At 60.7% G+C, this 16,308-nt stretch carries 13 protein-coding genes; 11 read left to right on the forward strand and 2 right to left on the reverse strand.

The annotated features are described in order from the left end of the window. Positions 1-64: 64 nt before the first annotated feature. Positions 65-658, reverse strand: a complete 594-nt coding sequence (locus PH5382_RS00540) for a thioredoxin family protein (RefSeq protein ID WP_082645524.1) — start codon at positions 656-658, stop codon at positions 65-67. Between the two features lie 36 nt (positions 659-694). Continuing rightward, entirely contained in the window at positions 695-1,432 is a 738-nt protein-coding gene (locus tag PH5382_RS00545; RefSeq protein ID WP_058332403.1) for a cytochrome c biogenesis CcdA family protein, read from the reverse strand. A gap of 217 nt (positions 1,433-1,649) precedes the next feature. Between PH5382_RS00545 and PH5382_RS00550 the strand changes: the two genes are divergently transcribed. The 11 genes from PH5382_RS00550 to mdoH all read left to right on the forward strand — a co-directional run bounded on the left by PH5382_RS00550 (position 1,650) and on the right by mdoH (position 16,291). Beyond that, the gene (locus PH5382_RS00550) at positions 1,650-2,048 is read left to right on the forward strand and encodes a thioredoxin domain-containing protein (RefSeq protein WP_231751762.1); all 399 of its coding nucleotides are present in this window, start codon (positions 1,650-1,652) and stop codon (positions 2,046-2,048) included. 87 nt (positions 2,049-2,135) lie between these two features. Continuing rightward, entirely contained in the window at positions 2,136-2,477 is a 342-nt protein-coding gene (locus PH5382_RS00555; protein ID WP_058332646.1) for an ArsR/SmtB family transcription factor, read from the forward strand. 433 nt (positions 2,478-2,910) lie between these two features. Beyond that, complete coding sequence (locus PH5382_RS00560; RefSeq protein WP_058332404.1) at positions 2,911-3,969, forward strand: YeeE/YedE family protein; 1,059 nt, start codon at positions 2,911-2,913, stop codon at positions 3,967-3,969. Positions 3,970-4,154: 185 nt separating this feature from the next. Further along, positions 4,155-6,185 (forward strand): PhoX family protein, encoded by a 2,031-nt coding sequence (locus PH5382_RS00565; RefSeq protein WP_058332405.1) that lies wholly within the window; start codon positions 4,155-4,157, stop codon positions 6,183-6,185. Positions 6,186-6,469: 284 nt separating this feature from the next. Then, the gene (locus tag PH5382_RS00570) at positions 6,470-6,910 is read left to right on the forward strand and encodes a DUF302 domain-containing protein (RefSeq protein ID WP_058332647.1); all 441 of its coding nucleotides are present in this window, start codon (positions 6,470-6,472) and stop codon (positions 6,908-6,910) included. 124 nt (positions 6,911-7,034) lie between these two features. Beyond that, entirely contained in the window at positions 7,035-8,651 is a 1,617-nt protein-coding gene (locus tag PH5382_RS00575) for a thiamine pyrophosphate-binding protein (RefSeq protein WP_058332406.1), read from the forward strand. Next, on the forward strand, positions 8,635-9,861 hold the full coding sequence (locus tag PH5382_RS00580) for a CaiB/BaiF CoA transferase family protein (RefSeq protein WP_156414810.1): 1,227 nt from the start codon (positions 8,635-8,637) through the stop codon (positions 9,859-9,861). Before PH5382_RS00575 ends, PH5382_RS00580 begins: the two co-directional genes overlap by 17 nt. Positions 9,862-10,138: 277 nt before the next feature. Next, a complete protein-coding gene (locus tag PH5382_RS00590; RefSeq protein ID WP_058332409.1) occupies positions 10,139-11,503 on the forward strand; it encodes a tetratricopeptide repeat protein in 1,365 nt (454 codons plus the stop codon). Between the two features lie 83 nt (positions 11,504-11,586). Then, positions 11,587-12,882, forward strand: a complete 1,296-nt coding sequence (locus PH5382_RS00595; protein WP_058332410.1) for an OpgC family protein — start codon at positions 11,587-11,589, stop codon at positions 12,880-12,882. Then, positions 12,879-14,408, forward strand: coding sequence for an OpgD/OpgG family glucan biosynthesis protein (locus tag PH5382_RS00600; protein WP_058332411.1), 1,530 nt, complete (start codon positions 12,879-12,881; stop codon positions 14,406-14,408). The genes PH5382_RS00595 and PH5382_RS00600 overlap by 4 nt, the downstream gene beginning before the upstream one ends. Next, the gene (gene mdoH, locus PH5382_RS00605) at positions 14,405-16,291 is read left to right on the forward strand and encodes a glucans biosynthesis glucosyltransferase MdoH (RefSeq protein WP_231751763.1); all 1,887 of its coding nucleotides are present in this window, start codon (positions 14,405-14,407) and stop codon (positions 16,289-16,291) included. The genes PH5382_RS00600 and mdoH overlap by 4 nt, the downstream gene beginning before the upstream one ends. Positions 16,292-16,308: the final 17 nt, after the last annotated feature.

Here is a 16,308-nt window from a genome sequence, read left to right on the forward strand (position 1 = left end):
ACCGATGCCCCCCAACGCAACAACAAATTCAATAGTGTGAATTATTATATAAGTGCGTCCGGCGTTAATCTGCTGATCCATTGTTGCGCTCGCGAATACGACGCGCATGGTAGCGTTGAAAATCTTCCCCGTTGTCAAGAAGATACCTCTTTTCGCGCACCCAGGTGAACATGTCCAGAGTGGTTCCGGGCCCAAAGGCCCCCGGCATTGTCGCAACGGCAGCCTGCGGGGCTGTACCCCCTTCGCCAACCTCTTCCGGCAGGAACAGAATCGTCGGCGTGAACAGCACGCCCCATTTGCGCGCCATGTCTTTTTCGGCCAGCACGGAGCCATCGAAATCGGTGACCTCAACATCCCCATAGAGGTTCAGTTGCACCACAAAGTAGTTGTCCGCGATATAGTCGGAAACCTCTGGTCGCGGGAAAACCTCCTCGTGCATTTTGGTGCAATAGATGCAGCCACGCTGCTCAAAAAACAGCACCAGGCGTTTGCCTTCGCTATTTGCCTCTTCCAGGTCTTCGCGCAGATCCTTGAAGGTCTCGCGCATCCAGGGCGTCTTGTGCAGCCCGTCATCGCCCAGCTCAACCGCGGCGACGTCCGTTACGACCAGGGGCAGCGCCAGCGCAAGGGCGGCGAGTTTCAACATCCAGTGTTTCATTTTTCCCTCCCAAAATTTCGAGTTCAGCAGTGTTCTTTATCCGATAGTTGCAAAGCTTGGCATCCAGCGGATCATCAGATCGGCAATCCAGCGCACGCCGCCGGTGACGATCAGAATGGCAAACAGGATCAGCATCGCCCCCATGATTTTTTCAACCCAGTGAAAGGCGGCGCGATGGCGCGCCACCCAGCCCAAAAATGGCTTCGCAAAGAATGCCGCAACCACAAAAGGCGCGGTCATGGCAGCACCATAGACCAGAAGCAATGCACCACCACGCCAGATTTCGCCCATGCCCGAGGCCACCATCAAGATCGAGGCCAATGCCGGTCCCACACAGGGCGTCCAGCCAAAGCCAAAGGCCAGCCCCATCAGATAGGCGCCGATGAAGCTGGACGGATCCGCCTCGCTTTCCATCCGTGCTTCGCGGTACAGCAGCGGAATGCGGACCACGCCAAGGAAATGCAGACCAAACAGCACCAACAGAGCAGCGGCCCCATAGGACAGGATCTCCATGTACTGGCCAAACAGCTGCCCAAGCGCTGTGGCCCCCATGCCCATCAGCATGAAAACAGAGGTGACACCGGCGGCAAAGCAGACGGCTGCCAGCACCATGCGCCGCTGCGCACCGGGGGCGATTTCGCCATCGCTACGCAGTTCTGCCATCGACATCCCGCCCAGATAGGACAGGTAAAACGGCACCATCGGCAGGATGCAGGGCGTAAAAAAGCTTAGGAGCCCGGCAAAGGCCGCCCCAAGGTATGAGATTTCCAGCATCACGGTATCTTGTTCTCCCAAAGCCTTGCCAATGCGGCCAAGACTTGTGTTATTCACATATTCAAATTATGTAGTATCAAGCCCCAATCAGAGGGCGCCGTCAACGGTAGAGGACATGATAGCTCAGTTTTTGCCAAACAGGTACATACCAAACCACCTGCCCCATCTGCTGCGCCAGAGCCTTCTGACGCTGGTGGTTTTGCTATTTTCGCCCCTCGTGGCTTTGGCCGCCAGCGGGACCGAAACTGCCGGTACACAGGCGGCCAATCAGGCAGCCAGAACTGCGCCATCATCCGGGGTTGAGCTCGTGATGGTCGAACAGCAGGGCTGCGAATGGTGTCGCCGCTGGAACGAAGAAATCGCTCCTATCTACCCGAAGACCACCGAAGGCGCCTTTGCGCCTCTGCGTCGGGTCGATCTGCGTGCGATACCGGATGACCTGAAAACCGCACGTCGGGTCAATTTCACTCCGACCTTCTTGATTGTGAAAGACAGTCATGAGATGGCCCGTCTCGAAGGCTATCCCGGTGAAGACTTCTTTTGGCCTCTGTTGGCGCAACTGTTGAGCAAACATGTCGGGTTCACCCCTGACACCGCCGAAAGCCCCGGCAGCTAGCTGAATTGCCAGCCATGGCAACAAAGGCAACATATGAACTGGATCACAGGTGGCCCGCGACGCGCCGCCACCGCAGGAGACGCGATCATGGCACTACCGCAATTCTCGGCTGATATGGCCCCGGATGAGCTGGACAATATGGTGGACAACGCCACCATTGCTTCAAACTTCCTCAAGGCGATCAGCCACGAGGGCCGGTTGATGATCCTGTGCCATCTGGTCACCGGCGAGAAATCCGTAACCGAGTTGGAAGACCTTTTGGCCGCGCGTCAGGCTGCAGTTTCACAGCAACTGTCGCGGCTGCGTCTCGAAGGTCTGGTGGTGCCCCGGCGTGATGGAAAAGCGATTTATTACCGGCTGGCCGATGATCGCCCCCGCCGTATTCTCGAAGTGGTCTACGAACTGTTCTGCGCCGAAAATCATTCCTGATCTCGGATACGGGCCTGAGTTCAGATACCAACCTGAGTTCAGATACCAACCTGAGGTCAGATACGGGCCAGTTGTCTTCTACGAAGGCGAACGTGAGGAATGATGCGAGCCTGAGGTGTGCTCGGGATTGGGCTCTTTGTGCCCCTAGCCGCCTTGGCCAGTCGGCTAGATCTGACCAAAGCGCAGGCTCAGCTCCTCAGCCGACTTCCCCCAACCGGCGGCGCCCTCCAACCAGCGCCCCCCTGTCACCGAACTTGTACCAAGCCAGCCCCTAGACGGTGTTTGTGCGCCTCGCCCTGTTTTTGCAGCCTCTTGCCTGTGGCAATATGTTTGCTCATAATTCTTGCGGTCGTTCTTGCAGTCTGGCGCAGGATCTGGGCAACTTGGCCCTGAGATTGGCCCTGGTATCTTTTCTGGAAAGGACAAGCCGCCCATGTTTGAACTGTTGAGCGATCACCAACTGGCCGCCGCAGTTGGCCTTGTGGGCGGCGTGCTGCTGGGTTTGGCCGCGCGGCTGGGCCGGTTCTGTACCCTTGGCGCAATCGAAGACCTGCTTTATGGCGGATCCTCCCTGCGGATGCGCATGTGGATCCTTGCGATTGGCACCGCAGTTGTCAGCAGTTTCACTCTCATCGGGCTTGGACTGTTTGACGAGACGCGCTCGTTTTATCTGTCGGTACGCTGGATGCCGATGGCGTCAATTATTGGCGGGCTGATGTTTGGCTACGGCATGGCGCTGAGCGGCAATTGCGGCTACGGCGCAATTGCGCGTCTGGGTGGCGGCGATCTGCGCAGCTTTGTGATCGTTCTGGTCATGGGGGTCTCAACCTATGTAGTGCTGTCCGGCCCGCTGGCCCCCTTACGTAACCTGCTGTTTGAACAACAGGATGTGACCACAGACCTTGCGCCCGGCCTCGCCCATCACGCCGCAGCCCTGACCGGCCTGCCCCTTGCCCCAATTGGCATCCTTGCAGGGATCGCCCTGATAGCTGGCAGCCTCTGGAGCGCTGAGATGATCAGAGACCCCGCCGCGATTTTCTGGTCCGTCGTGGTTGGTCTTGCCGTCACATCTGGCTGGGCCGGAATGGCCTATATCAACCGCGCAGGGTTTGAAGCCCTGCAAGTGGTGTCGCATTCCTTTTCAGCCCCGCTCGGGGAAACCATTCTCTGGACCATGACCGGCAGCCTGCGGCCGCTGTCCTTTGCCGTCGGCTCGATTACCGGCGTCTGGCTGGGGGCTTTCATCGGCTCGATGCTGAAAGGCCATTTTCGCTGGGAAGCCTGCGAAGACCCGCGCGAGCTGCGCCGTCAGATCTTTGGCGCCGCCATCATGGGGGCCGGTGCGGTCATCGCCATGGGCTGCACTGTCGGCCAAGGGCTCAGCGCCTTTTCCCTGCTGTCGATCTCGGCCCCGGTGACGTTTCTGGCGATCTTTGCCGGGGCGGCCCTTGGCTTGCGCCAACTCATCGAAGGTTTTCGTGTCGCAGAATAGGGTGGCGGATCAGCCAACAGAGCCGGCCTGACATTGTCCAAAGTCACGCGCTGCACGTGGTGCAGGCCCTGCTGTGATGATTTGATGAACGCGCGTTGTTCGACATCACCCTGTTACAAACCCAGCCAACAAAGCGCCCGTCAACCGGGCATCCCTCGGGACCGCATTTGAAAACGGAGCGCGCCATGGACCGCAAGCACATCATCAACGATCCCGAGATCGGCAACAAGGCAGAGGCCTATGAGGCCTTTGACGACATCCCCACCAATCCGCACCTTGAAAACACCATCGGTGACGTGATCGCAGCCCGCTATGGCCGCCGAGAGGTTCTGCGTGGCATGCTTGGTGTCTCGGCTGCGACGACCTTGTTTGGCACCTCGGCGCTTGTCGCCCCAACCGCAGCCAAAGCTTCTCAGCAGAGCGAAAGCCGCTACAAGTTCGATGAATTGACCTGGGGCAATGATGAAAAACATCATATCGCCAAGGGCTACGAGGCCGACGTGCTGCTGCGCTGGGGTGATCCGATCATGGCCGACGCGCCTGAGTTTGACGTGATGAACCAGACTGCTGCGGCCCAGCTGAAACAGTTTGGCTATAACAACGACTACGTCGGCTTTACCCCGCTGAACGCCGAAGGCACACGCGGCCTGCTCTGCGTCAATCACGAATACACCAACGAAGAAGTCATGTTCCCTGGCCTCGGCCGTCAGGACAAGCAGGGCTTTACCGGCATGACACGCGACTTGATCGACATCGAAATGGCCGCCCATGGTGGCACCGTGGTCGAGATCGCCAAAGGAGCAGATGGCAAATGGGCCGTGCTGCGCGACAGCACCCTGAACCGCCGCATCACACCGCTGGACACAGCGATGATCCTTGACGGGCCCGCCGCAGGTCATGCCCGCATGCAGACCAAGGCTGATCCTTCCGGCACGGCAGTGATCGGCACCCTCAACAACTGCGCTGGTGGTATGACGCCCTGGGGCACCTGGCTGATGGCCGAAGAAAACTTCCACGGCTATTTCTGGACTGACGCACGCGACGCCGATGGCAAGCCCGACCTCAGCGCCCATGCGGATGCCGCCAGCATGAAGCGCTATGGCGTGCCCGGTGGCTGGTATGCCTGGGGTCAGCACCATGACCGCTTCAACATCGACAAGGAACCACAAGAGCCCAACCGTTTTGGCTGGGTGGTCGAGGTGGATCCCCGCACCCCCGATGCCAAGCCGGTGAAACACACTGCTTTGGGTCGTTTTCGCCACGAGGGCTGCGAGACAACCGTCTCCAGCGATGGCAAGCTGGTGATCTACATGGGCGACGACAACCGGTTCGACTATCAGTACAAATATGTCTCCAACGGCACGGTCTCCTATACGGCCGACCAGAACACCGATCTACTGAGCGACGGCACGCTCTATGTGGCGCGGTTTGACGCCGACGGCTCCGTGCATTGGCTGCCGCTGGTGCATGGCACAGGGCCGCTGACAGCTGAAAACGGCTTTGCCAGCCAGGCCGATGTGCTGATTGACACACGTCTTGCGGCAGATGCCTTGGGGGCGACCCCGATGGATCGTCCTGAAGATGCCCAGCCCCGTGGCGACGGCACCGCCTATATCATGCTGACCAATAACACCCGCCGCAAAGCGGATGAGATCAACGCTGCAAACCCCCGTGCCAAAAACACTTTTGGCCATATTATCGAAATCAAGGAAGACGGCGACAATCACGCGGCCATCAAAGGCACCTGGTCGATCCTGGTCAAATGTGGCGACCCCGAGATTGCCGAGGTTGGCGCGCAGTGGAACCCTGAAACGAGCGAAAACGGTTGGTTCGCCTCACCCGACAACTGCGCCTTTGATGCCGATGGGCGTCTGTGGATCTCCACCGATCAGGGCAGTAAATGGGGCAAGACCGGCAAATCCGACGGGCTCTATGCGCTGGAAACCGAAGGCGATTTGCGCGGCCATTCCAAACTGTTCTTCCGCTGCCCCGTCGGCGGAGAGCTCTGCGGCCCCTATTTCACCGATGACGGCGAGACGCTGTTTTTGGCCGTCCAGCACCCCGGCACCGATGGCACCAAATCCCTGAAGGGTTTTGAGCGCGCATCGACCTTTGAAGACCCGGCCACCCGCTGGCCTGATTTTGATCCCAAAATGCCACCGCGCCCCTCTGTGGTTGTGGTCACCAAAACAGGCGGAGGCAAGATCGCGGGCTGACCAGATATCGGGCTGGCTGCATGGCTGACTGGCTGCATGGCTGACTGAATGGCTGGATCGATGGTTGACTGGCAGATCTTGGCCAGAACGCCCGAAAACCGCCCCCCCTGGCGTGGGGTCTCACAAAGCGTTACACGCCAATGTGAGACCCCACGCCGGGGCCCTCGGCTATGGTCCTGGTCAGATTTGTAATCTCTCTTGCAGGAGTCACCGCCATGTTGCCCCGATTACTCCGTCGTGTCTTACGGCTCACGCTCGCCATCGGCTTTTTGTGTGCGCCGCTGATGCCGCTGACAGCGCAGCCACTACAACAGCGCCCCGGCTGGGCCGTGCATCCCACGACAAAACCCTACGATCAGCTGTTGCAGGATCTGCGCGCAGCCGTCAAAGCCGAAGGTCTGATCACTGTGACCCAGGCTGGCCCGACCCAGGCCGCCGCAGCGCGTGGCATCACCATCCCCGGCAATCGCGTGCTTGGGGTGTTCAACAATGACTACGCGGTGCGGGTACTGGCGCTCTCCACCGCCGCAATGATCGAAGCACCCATCCGGTTCTATGTCACCGAAAACGTCACCGAAATTGCCAATGGCAGTGCAACACTCTCTTACAAAGAGCCCAGCCATGTGTTTCAGCCCTATCTGGGTGAAGGCGGGGCAGAGCTTTTGCAAATCGCCGCCGAACTGGATCTGCGCTTTGCCAGGATCGCGGCTCAGGCGCTGGACTAGGACGATCGCGCACCTGCGGTCGGCAGCCTTCCACTCACCACCGGTCACAGCCCCGTGATACCGCTTGCGCAGCCTGCGGTGATCAGCAATCTCTTTGCCTCAGAAACAGTGGGATATCCAAGACATGAGCGAGACCCTTCGCGCCGCCGACGTGCTGGCCAGACGACTATACGAGGCAGGTTGCCGCCACGCCTTTGGCATGCCCGGCGGCGAGGTGCTCACGCTGGTGGATGCGCTGGTCAGGGCCGGCATCCAGTTTCATCTGGCCAAACATGAAAACGCTGCCGGATTCATGGGCGAAGGTATGCACCACAGCGATGGAGCGCCGGCCATTCTGGTGGCGACCCTTGGCCCCGGCGCCCTCAACGGTGTCAATGTGGTTGCCAACGCGCATCAGGACCGGGTGCCGATGCTGGTGCTCACCGGCTGCGTCGATGCGAGCGAAGAACACAGCTATACCCATCAGGTGCTCGACCATCGCGCGGTGTTTTCTGAAATCACCAAGGCAACCTTCCGTCTGGATGCAGAGGCCGCAGATCTGATCGCCGATAAGGCCGTCGCCATCGCCACGGAACCGCGCAATGGGCCGGTGCATATTGATGTCCCGATCTCGGTCGCAGACTCCCCCGCCAGAGATCGCGGCAGCCGCCGCGCGCCTGCAGCGCCGACGCGGCCAGATAACGCCACACTGGCGCAGGCGCTTTCCTGGCTCGACACCTCTGAACGCCCGCTGGCCATCATCGGTCTGGACGCCCTGCAGGAACACGCCGGGGCCGCGATCCGCGCCTTTCTTGAGAGCCACCAGATCCCCTTTGTCACCACCTACAAAGCCAAGGGCATCCTGCCCGAAGATCACCCCCTGTGCCTAGGCGGTGCTGGCCTTTCGCCCCTGGCAGACAAATACCTGCTGCCGCTGCTGCACCGGTCCGATCTCATCCTCGGCCTTGGCTATGACCCGATCGAGATGCGCCCGGGCTGGCGCGATGTCTGGGATCCGACCCGGCAGCGGATGATCGATATCACCCCGGTCTCCAACACCCACTATATGCATCAGGCCAGCCTGGCGATCACCGCAGCCCTTGCCCCGACGCTACAGGCGCTGACGCCTGCGCAACCCGGTGCAACAAAAAAATGGCCCGACAAAGCCCCCGCAGCTGCACAGGCAGCCCTGGCCGAAGCCTTTCCCCACGACGATACCTGGGGCCCCGCTGCCATCATTTCTGAGTGCCGCGCCAGCCTGCCCGACAATACCCTTGCCAGTGCCGACAGCGGTGCGCATCGCATTCTGCTCAGCCAGATGTGGCAGTGCCATGAGCCGCGCGCGCTGATCCAGTCTTCGGGGCTCTGCACCATGGGCTGCGCCGTTCCCATGGCCATCGGCCGCAAACTGGCAGACCCAAGCCGCCCAGTGGTCAGCTTTTCCGGCGACGCCGGCTTTTTGATGGTCGCGGGCGATCTGGCCACCGCCGCCGAGCTCGGCGTCGCCCCTATCTTTGTGGTCTTTGCCGATGCCAGCCTCGCGCTGATCGAGCTGAAACAACGTCAGCGCCAGATGGCAAACGCTGGGGTGGATTTTGGCCGTCACGATTTTGCCGCCATGGGGCGGGCCTTTGGCGGCAACGGCACAACGGTACGTAATCGCGCCGAACTCAACAAAGCTCTGACAGAGGCCTTGGCCTCGGATCGTTTCACTGTCATCTCTGCCGAAATCACCCCCGGAGGATATGATGGACGCATCTGATCAACAGTCACCCACCCCGCTGCCCCCGTTGGCCCAGGGTGCCCTCAAAGGTATCAAGGTTTTGGATCTGTCGCGCATTCTCGCAGGCCCCACCTGTACGCAGATGCTGGGGGATCTGGGTGCCATTGTCCTAAAGGTGGAAAATCCCAAAACCGGCGGCGATGATACGCGTCAGTGGGGCCCCCCCTATGTAATGGATCAGGACGGCGAAGCCTCGGATCTTTCGGCCTATTTCATGGCAGCCAACCGCAACAAACGATCTATTGCGGTGGATATCGCCACCCCTGAAGGTCAGGCCGTAATCCACCGTCTGGCGGCCGAGGCCGATATTCTGGTGGAGAACTTCAAACCCGGAGGCCTTGCGAAATACGGGCTCGACTACGCCAGCATGCGCGCCGATCATCCGGGACTGGTTTATTGTTCGATCTCCGGCTACGGCCAGACCGGCCCCAACAGCCACAAGCCCGGCTATGATCTGATGGCGCAGGGCTACGGCGGCATCATGTCTTTGACAGGCGAACCAGAGGGCCAGCCTGTGAAGGCCGGTGTCGGCATCGCCGATGTCATGTGCGGCATGTATGCCACCATCGGCATTCTCGCCGCCCTGCACCACAAAACCCAAACCGGCGAAGGCCAGCAGATTGATCTGGCGCTGGTCGATGCCCAAGTGGCCTGGCTGATCAACGAGGGTGTGGCCTATCTCAACACTGGCACCCTGCCCCAGCGCCGTGGCAACGAACACCCCAGCATCGTGCCCTATGGCCTCTATGACACCTCGGATGCCCATGTCATTCTGGCCGTCGGTAATGACAGCCAGTTCCGCCGTTTCATGGAATTCCTCGGCCTCGAAGGCCTGGCAGAGGATGCCCGCTTTGCCACCAACCCGGCGCGGTTGCAAAATCGTGGCGCGCTGAACGATATCCTGATCCCGGCCTTGCAACGGTTCACCATGGACGAGGTCATCGCCGGGATGGAAGCGCGCAAGGTGCCCGCAGGGCCTGTACAGACCCTCGACCGGGTCTTTGCCTCGGATCAGGTGGCAGCCCGCGACATGGCCATCGACATGACCTCGACCGCCGGTCCTGTAAAACTGTTGGGCAACCCGCTGAACTTCTCACGCACGCCGGTGACCTACCGCTATGCGCCGCCACAATGCGGCGATGCTACGGCAGAGATTCTCGGGGCGGCAGACCCATTTGAGCAGGACTAAGGCCCGGCGGGCTTTGCGTCCTGTCGCCACACTGTTCACGAATGTTACAATAATCGGCAAGCACCCGCCCATCCGGCGGGTGCTTTCTTGTCATTGGCCTGAAATCGGATCAAAGACGCGAAAAACCGCCTGATAAATCGAAACATTTCGGCAAGATACCCCCCAGCCCGCACACGCGGCTTCACCAAAACGCGAGCACCGTCGCGCGGCCGCACAGGCTGGTCTAATCTCGTCTCAAACATCGTGATTTTCCAACAAGGCAGAGATTGGACCCCCAATGACGCAAGACATCTTCGGACAAGAGACCAGCCTCAGCACTGACGCCGCCCGCACCAGCTGGGACGCCGCCCAGATGGGTGTGCTGGCCCATGCCGCTGTCACTGCCGACCACCTTGGGGCCGTGCTTGAAGCCGAACCCGACTTTGCGCTGGCGCAGGCCATCAAGGGCCTGTCGGTGCTGATGCTGGGACGATCTGAATTGCTGCCCATGGCGCAGGACGCCCTGAAAGCGGCCAAGCGTAGCTACAGTGCGGCGCTGCCACGTGAACGCAAATATGTCGACGCGCTTGACGCCTGGCTCATGGGACGTCCGTCGCAGTCGATCGCGCTGATGGAACAGGTGCTTGATGTGGATCCCGCCGATGCGCTGGCGATGAAGCTCAGCCATGGTATTCGCTTTATTCTGGGCGATGCCAAAGGCATGCGTACCTCTGTTGAACGGGTGATGCCTGCCTATGCCCCCGATCATGCAGGGCGCGGCTATCTGCTGGGCTGTCATGCCTTTGCGCTGGAAGAAACCGGGGCCTATGAAAAGGCAGGTGTGACCGGGCGGCAAGCCCTGTGGATGGCACCGGATGATGCCTGGGGTCTGCACGCCGTCGCCCATGTCCATGATATGACCGGCGACGCCGCAGCCGGCCTTACCTGGCTGATGGGCCGCGAAGAGGCCTGGGCCCATTGCAACAATTTCCGCTACCATGTCTGGTGGCACAAGGCGCTGATGCATCTTGACCTTGGCCAGATCGACCAGGCGCTGACGCTCTATGATACCGAAGTGCGCAAAGACAAAACCGATGACTACCGCGATATATCAAACGCGACCTCGCTGCTGATGCGACTGGAGCTGGACGGCGTCGCCGTTGGCAACCGCTGGGAAGAGCTGTCAGAACTGTGCGCCAATCGCTGCGAAGACGGCAGCCTGATCTTTGCCGATCTGCACTACCTGCTGGCTCTGGTCGGGCGCGACCGCGCCGCCGAAACCCGCCGCTTGGTCAGCCGTATCCACGCCGATGCAAAATCCCGCAATACCGAAGCCCAGGAACGTATGGCGACGCCCGGCTGTGACGCCGCCAACGGGTTGGAGGCCTTTGGCGATGGCAACTATGCTTTGGCCTTTACCCATCTGGCTCGAGCCCGCAACAGCATGCAACTGGCTGGCGGCAGCCACGCGCAGCGCGATGTGTTTGAACGCATGACCATCGACGCCGGCCTGCGGGCAGGTGATTTTGACGCGGTCGAGGCCATACTGGATGATCGCCGTGCCATGCGCGCAGGTGGCGAAGACAATTATGCCCTGGCCCGCCGCAGTTTGATTTCTGCTGGCCGTACCGGGCTTGACGTCCAGAGCATGCCAGCGGAATAAGACAAAAAATCAACGCGGTGCGCATAGCGACCTCGCGAACACACTGCATTTATTCAAGACAGACCTGTAAGGATAAACCACCCATGGCGGAAGTTTCGCCCTTTCCAACACCAAAACAAGATCCGGGGCCTGCGGCCAACCGGACGGTTTCTCCTGACACCTCTGGCTCTGAATCCTCCGATCAGATCAAGACCACCGCAAACCGGGTGCGCGATCCGCGGCTCGATTTTTATCGTGGCATCGCCATGTTCATCATTCTGGTGGCCCATATTCCGGGCAACCGCTGGACCGGCTGGATCCCGGCGCGGTTTGGCTTTTCCGACGCCACCGAGATTTTTGTCTTCTGCTCCGGCATGGCCTCAGCCATTGCCTTTGGCGGCTCTTTTGCCCGCAAAGGCTGGTGGCTGGGCACCGCGCGCGTGGTGTTTCGCTGCTGGCAGGTGTTCTGGGCCCATATCGGGTTGTTCTTCTTTGTGGCCATGACCATGGCCGCCCTGGATACCTATGGCAGCTTTGACAAAAGTTACGCGGCTTCGCTGAACCTGATGCATTTCTTCAATGATCCGATGCCGCAGCTGGTCGGGTTGTTCACCCTGACCTATGTGCCGAACTATTTCGACATTCTGCCGATGTATCTGGTGGTGCTGGCGCTGATGCCGCTGATGATGGGGCTGGAGCGGTATGGGGTCTGGGCAATTGCCCTTGCGGCTGGCCTGATCTGGCTCGCCGCCAACCCCTATCTGATTGGCCTGGGCCCCGATGGCGCCTCTCTCCCGGCGGAACCCTGGTCAGCGCGCGAATGGTTCTTCAACCCGTTTGGTTGGCAGCTTTTGTTCTTTACCGGTTTTGCCTTCATGAAAGGCTGGCTGCCAAAGCCACCAGTTTCTGCCACGTTGGGCGTGATTGCAGCGGCCTTTTTGATCCTGTCGGCGCCTTTTGGCTCCTGGAAGGTGTTCTTGTGGGTCGAGGCGGCCAATGCAGATCTGGCCGAGATGATCCGCCCCTGGTGGAAAACCACGGCACAGTGGCGCGAAAAAACCGATTTCGGCCTGCTGCGCTATGCGCATTTCCTGGCGCTGGCCTATCTTGGCTGGCTCATCGCGGGTGAAGGCGGCAAGCGGCTGATCGCCTCCAGCCACAGCGTCGCGGCCCGGATCTGGGCCCGCCTGTTGCACATCATCACCCGGGTCGGCCAGCAAAGCCTTGCGGTCTTTGTCTTCTCCATGGCGCTGGCCCGGCTGATCGGCTTTGCGCTGGACCAGACCGACCGCGGCATCGCGATCACCGCCGCAGCCAATCTGGTCGGTTTTGCCCTGATCATCACCTGTGCCTTTGCGGCCGGCTGGTTCAAATCCCATCCTTGGAGGGCCAAACGATGAACCACCTCACCCGTCGCGCCTTTCTTGGTGCCGCCCTCTCCAGCACAGTTCTGTCAAGCGCTCTCCTGACGGCCCGACCTGCCGCCGCAGCAGGGAATGAGGCAAGTCCCTTCCGCCATGATCAGGTCATCGAACGCGCCCGCGCCCTGGCCGCACAGGACTACGCGCCCCGCGCCGAGGTCCCGCAAGACTGGCTCGATATGTCCTATGATGAGTACAAGGCGCATCGGTTCCGCACCCAGGATGCGATCTGGTCTGGCACCGATCGCAGCTACAATGTCGATCTCTTTCTGCCGGGGCTGTATTTCCGCCACGCGGTCCAGGTGAACACCGTCACCGACGGGATGTCCCGGCCCTTTGGCTTTGATATGTCGCTGTTTGACCGCCGCGATATCGCCCCGGATCTCAGCACCACAGGAGCGCTCGGCTATAGTGGCTTGCGTCTGCGCACGCAGTTGGATCAACCCAACAAAAAGACCGAATTCTGCGTCTTTCAGGGGGCCAGCTATTTCCGCGCTATCGGGGTCGGCCAGTCCTACGGGCTTTCAGCCCGTGGCCTGGCACTGAAAACCGGTGACCCCATGGGCGAGGAGTTTCCCGATTTCATCGAGTTCTGGCTCGAAGCCCCCGCCCCCGGCCAGCGCAGCATGGTGGTACATGCGCTGATGGATTCGCCCTCAGTCACTGGTGCCTATCGCTTTACCGTAACCCCCGGCGCCAATACCGTGATGGACGTCGAGGCGCGCTTGTTTGCCCGCACGGACCTATCCCATGCCGGGCTGGCGCCGCTCACGTCGATGTTCCTGTTTGATCGCACCAACCGCAACCGCTTCGATGATTTCCGCCCGAATGTGCACGACAGTGACGGGCTGCTGATCAAAAACGGCAACCAAGAGGTGCTGTGGCGCCCGCTTGCTAACCCGGCACATCTGCAGATCTCCTCCTTTGTAGATGAAAACCCACGCGGCTTTGGCCTGATGCAGCGCTCGCGGCACCTCGCGGATTTCGAAGACCTCGAAGCCAATTATCATCGCCGCCCTAGCCTCTGGGTGGAACCAAAAGGCGACTGGGGCAAAGGCGCTGTTACTCTGGTTGAAATCCCCGCCGACAAAGAGATCTATGACAATATCGTTGCCTACTGGCGCCCTCAGGATAGTATCGAAGCAGGCAGCGAAGTGCCGCTGTCCTACCGTCTGAGCTGGGGCGAGGATCCGCATCTGGATCTGGCCCGCGTCATAGATACCGCCGCAGGTGCGCGCATCTTTGGTGAGCCGGGCCGCCTGATGACCGTCGATTTCGAGGCGCACCCGCTGCTTGAGGGCGCCCCCGAAGATTTCGAGGTGCATCTGTCCTCCCCGCATGTGGAGCTCAGCGAGGGCGTGTTGCAGCGCAACCCGGCCACAGGTGGGCTGCGGCTTGCCTTCAGCTTTGCCCCCAATGCAGAAAACCACGTCGAGCTGCGCCTGCAACTGCGCCGCGACGGCACTGCGGCCAGCGAAGTCTGGCTTTATCGGTGGACCGCATGACAGAAAACGTGATGCCAGCTGAACCTTTGATGCCGCCCCTTCAGGTGATGGAGATGCCGGAACAGGATTTTGACGCGCCCTTTCGCGACCTGAATGCCCCGGCATCTGAGCCACCACGCCAGATGGCACTCTGGCGTTTTCTGGCGTTTTCACCTGCCATGCTGGCCACGGCGGCGCTGACCTGGGTAATGCAGGGCTGGTTTGCCAAGGGCGGTTTCATGGCGTTGGAGCTGGTGCTTCTGGCCCTGATCGCCTTCAACTTCTTCTGGATCTGTTTTTCAGTCTCGACCGTGGTTCTGGGGCTGTATTCCCTGTCCAAACGCGATCGCAGCCGCCCGTCAGACAAACCCGCCCCGATGAAGGTCGCCCTACTGGTGCCGGTCTATAACGAGGTGCCCTGGTATGTGCTCGGCAATGTGCAGTCGATGCTCGAAGAGCTGCACGCCCGTGGTGGCGGCCACAGCTATGCCATGTTCATCCTGTCCGATACCCGCGATGACACGCTAGCCGAACAGGAACGGCTAAGCGTCGAAGCCCTGCGCGCGAACCTGCCTCCAGAGCTGCAGCTATATTATCGCCGCCGCGCTGAAAACACCGGTCGCAAGGTTGGCAATATCAGCGACTGGCTGCGCCGCTGGGGTGCTGGATACGAGGCCATGCTGGTGCTGGATGCCGACAGCCTGATGACCGGGCGGGCGATCTCTCGGCTGACCGATGCGCTGTCGCGCGATCCCGCCGCTGGCCTGATCCAGAGCTTCCCGCAGCTGATCGGGGCGCAATCCGTCTTTGGCCGCATGCAGCAGTTCGCCAATGGCGTCTATGGTCTGGCGCTGGCCGAAGGACTGGCGCGCTGGACCGGCCATGAAGGCAACTACTGGGGCCACAATGCCATAATGCGCACCCGCGCCTTTGCGGCCTGTGCCGGCCTACCGCTACTGCGCGCGCGCCTTACTGGCCGCGAAAAACTGATCATGAGCCATGATTTCGTCGAAGCGGGCCTGTTGCGTCGGGCGGGCTGGCGGGTGCGGTTCCTGCCGCGTCTGGGGGGATCCTACGAGGAAACGCCGCCGACACTGATCGACCATATTCTGCGTGACCGGCGCTGGTGTCAGGGCAACCTACAACACCTGAACCTACTGGGCGCACGCGGTTTTTTTGCTATCTCGCGCTTTCACTTGCTGCACGGGGCCATTGGCTATCTGATGGCGCCGATCTGGTTTGCCCTGCTGGTGATCTGGGCGATGATTGGCCTCGGCGAGGAGGCCTCGGTCATCCATTACTTCAGCGAGGCCAACCCTTCGCGCCCCTCCTGGCCGGATATGTCGGAGCCACGCCATGTGCTGGTCATCCTGCTGATCTACGCCATGTTGCTCGCGCCCAAATTGCTTGCGGTTCTGGCGCTGGCCTTTACCGGTGGCAAGCTGTCGGACTATGGCGGCCCTGTGCGCTTTGCCCTCTCTGTGGGCTGCGAGATCCTGCTGGCGGTGCTCTACGCGCCGATCCTGATGGTACAGCAGATGATCGCGGTGTTTCGCACCACCTTTGGGCTGCAACATGGCTGGTCGCCCCAGGCGCGGGATGGCGGCCAATACGGGCTACGCACGCTGATCACCTGCCACGCGCTGGAAACCCTCAGCGGGCTTGCCCTTTGGGGTGGGATCTTTGCCGGATTGATCTCGCTCTGGCTGATGCCAATCGCCCTGTCACTGGTGCTGGCCGTTCCGCTTTCGGCCCTGTCCGGTCAGCGTGCGGGCGCGCGCGGACGCGGCTGGATGGCAACCCCAGTGGTTTATTCTGAACCCCGCATCACCCGCACTGCACGGCGATACCGTGAAAACCTGCGGCGTTACCTCGAAGCCGGATTCATCCACCCGGCTGAATAGGTCCCGCCAAATGCAGC

The organism is Phaeobacter sp. CECT 5382, assembly GCF_001457775.1.
In the GTDB taxonomy this organism is placed as follows: domain Bacteria; phylum Pseudomonadota; class Alphaproteobacteria; order Rhodobacterales; family Rhodobacteraceae; genus Pseudophaeobacter.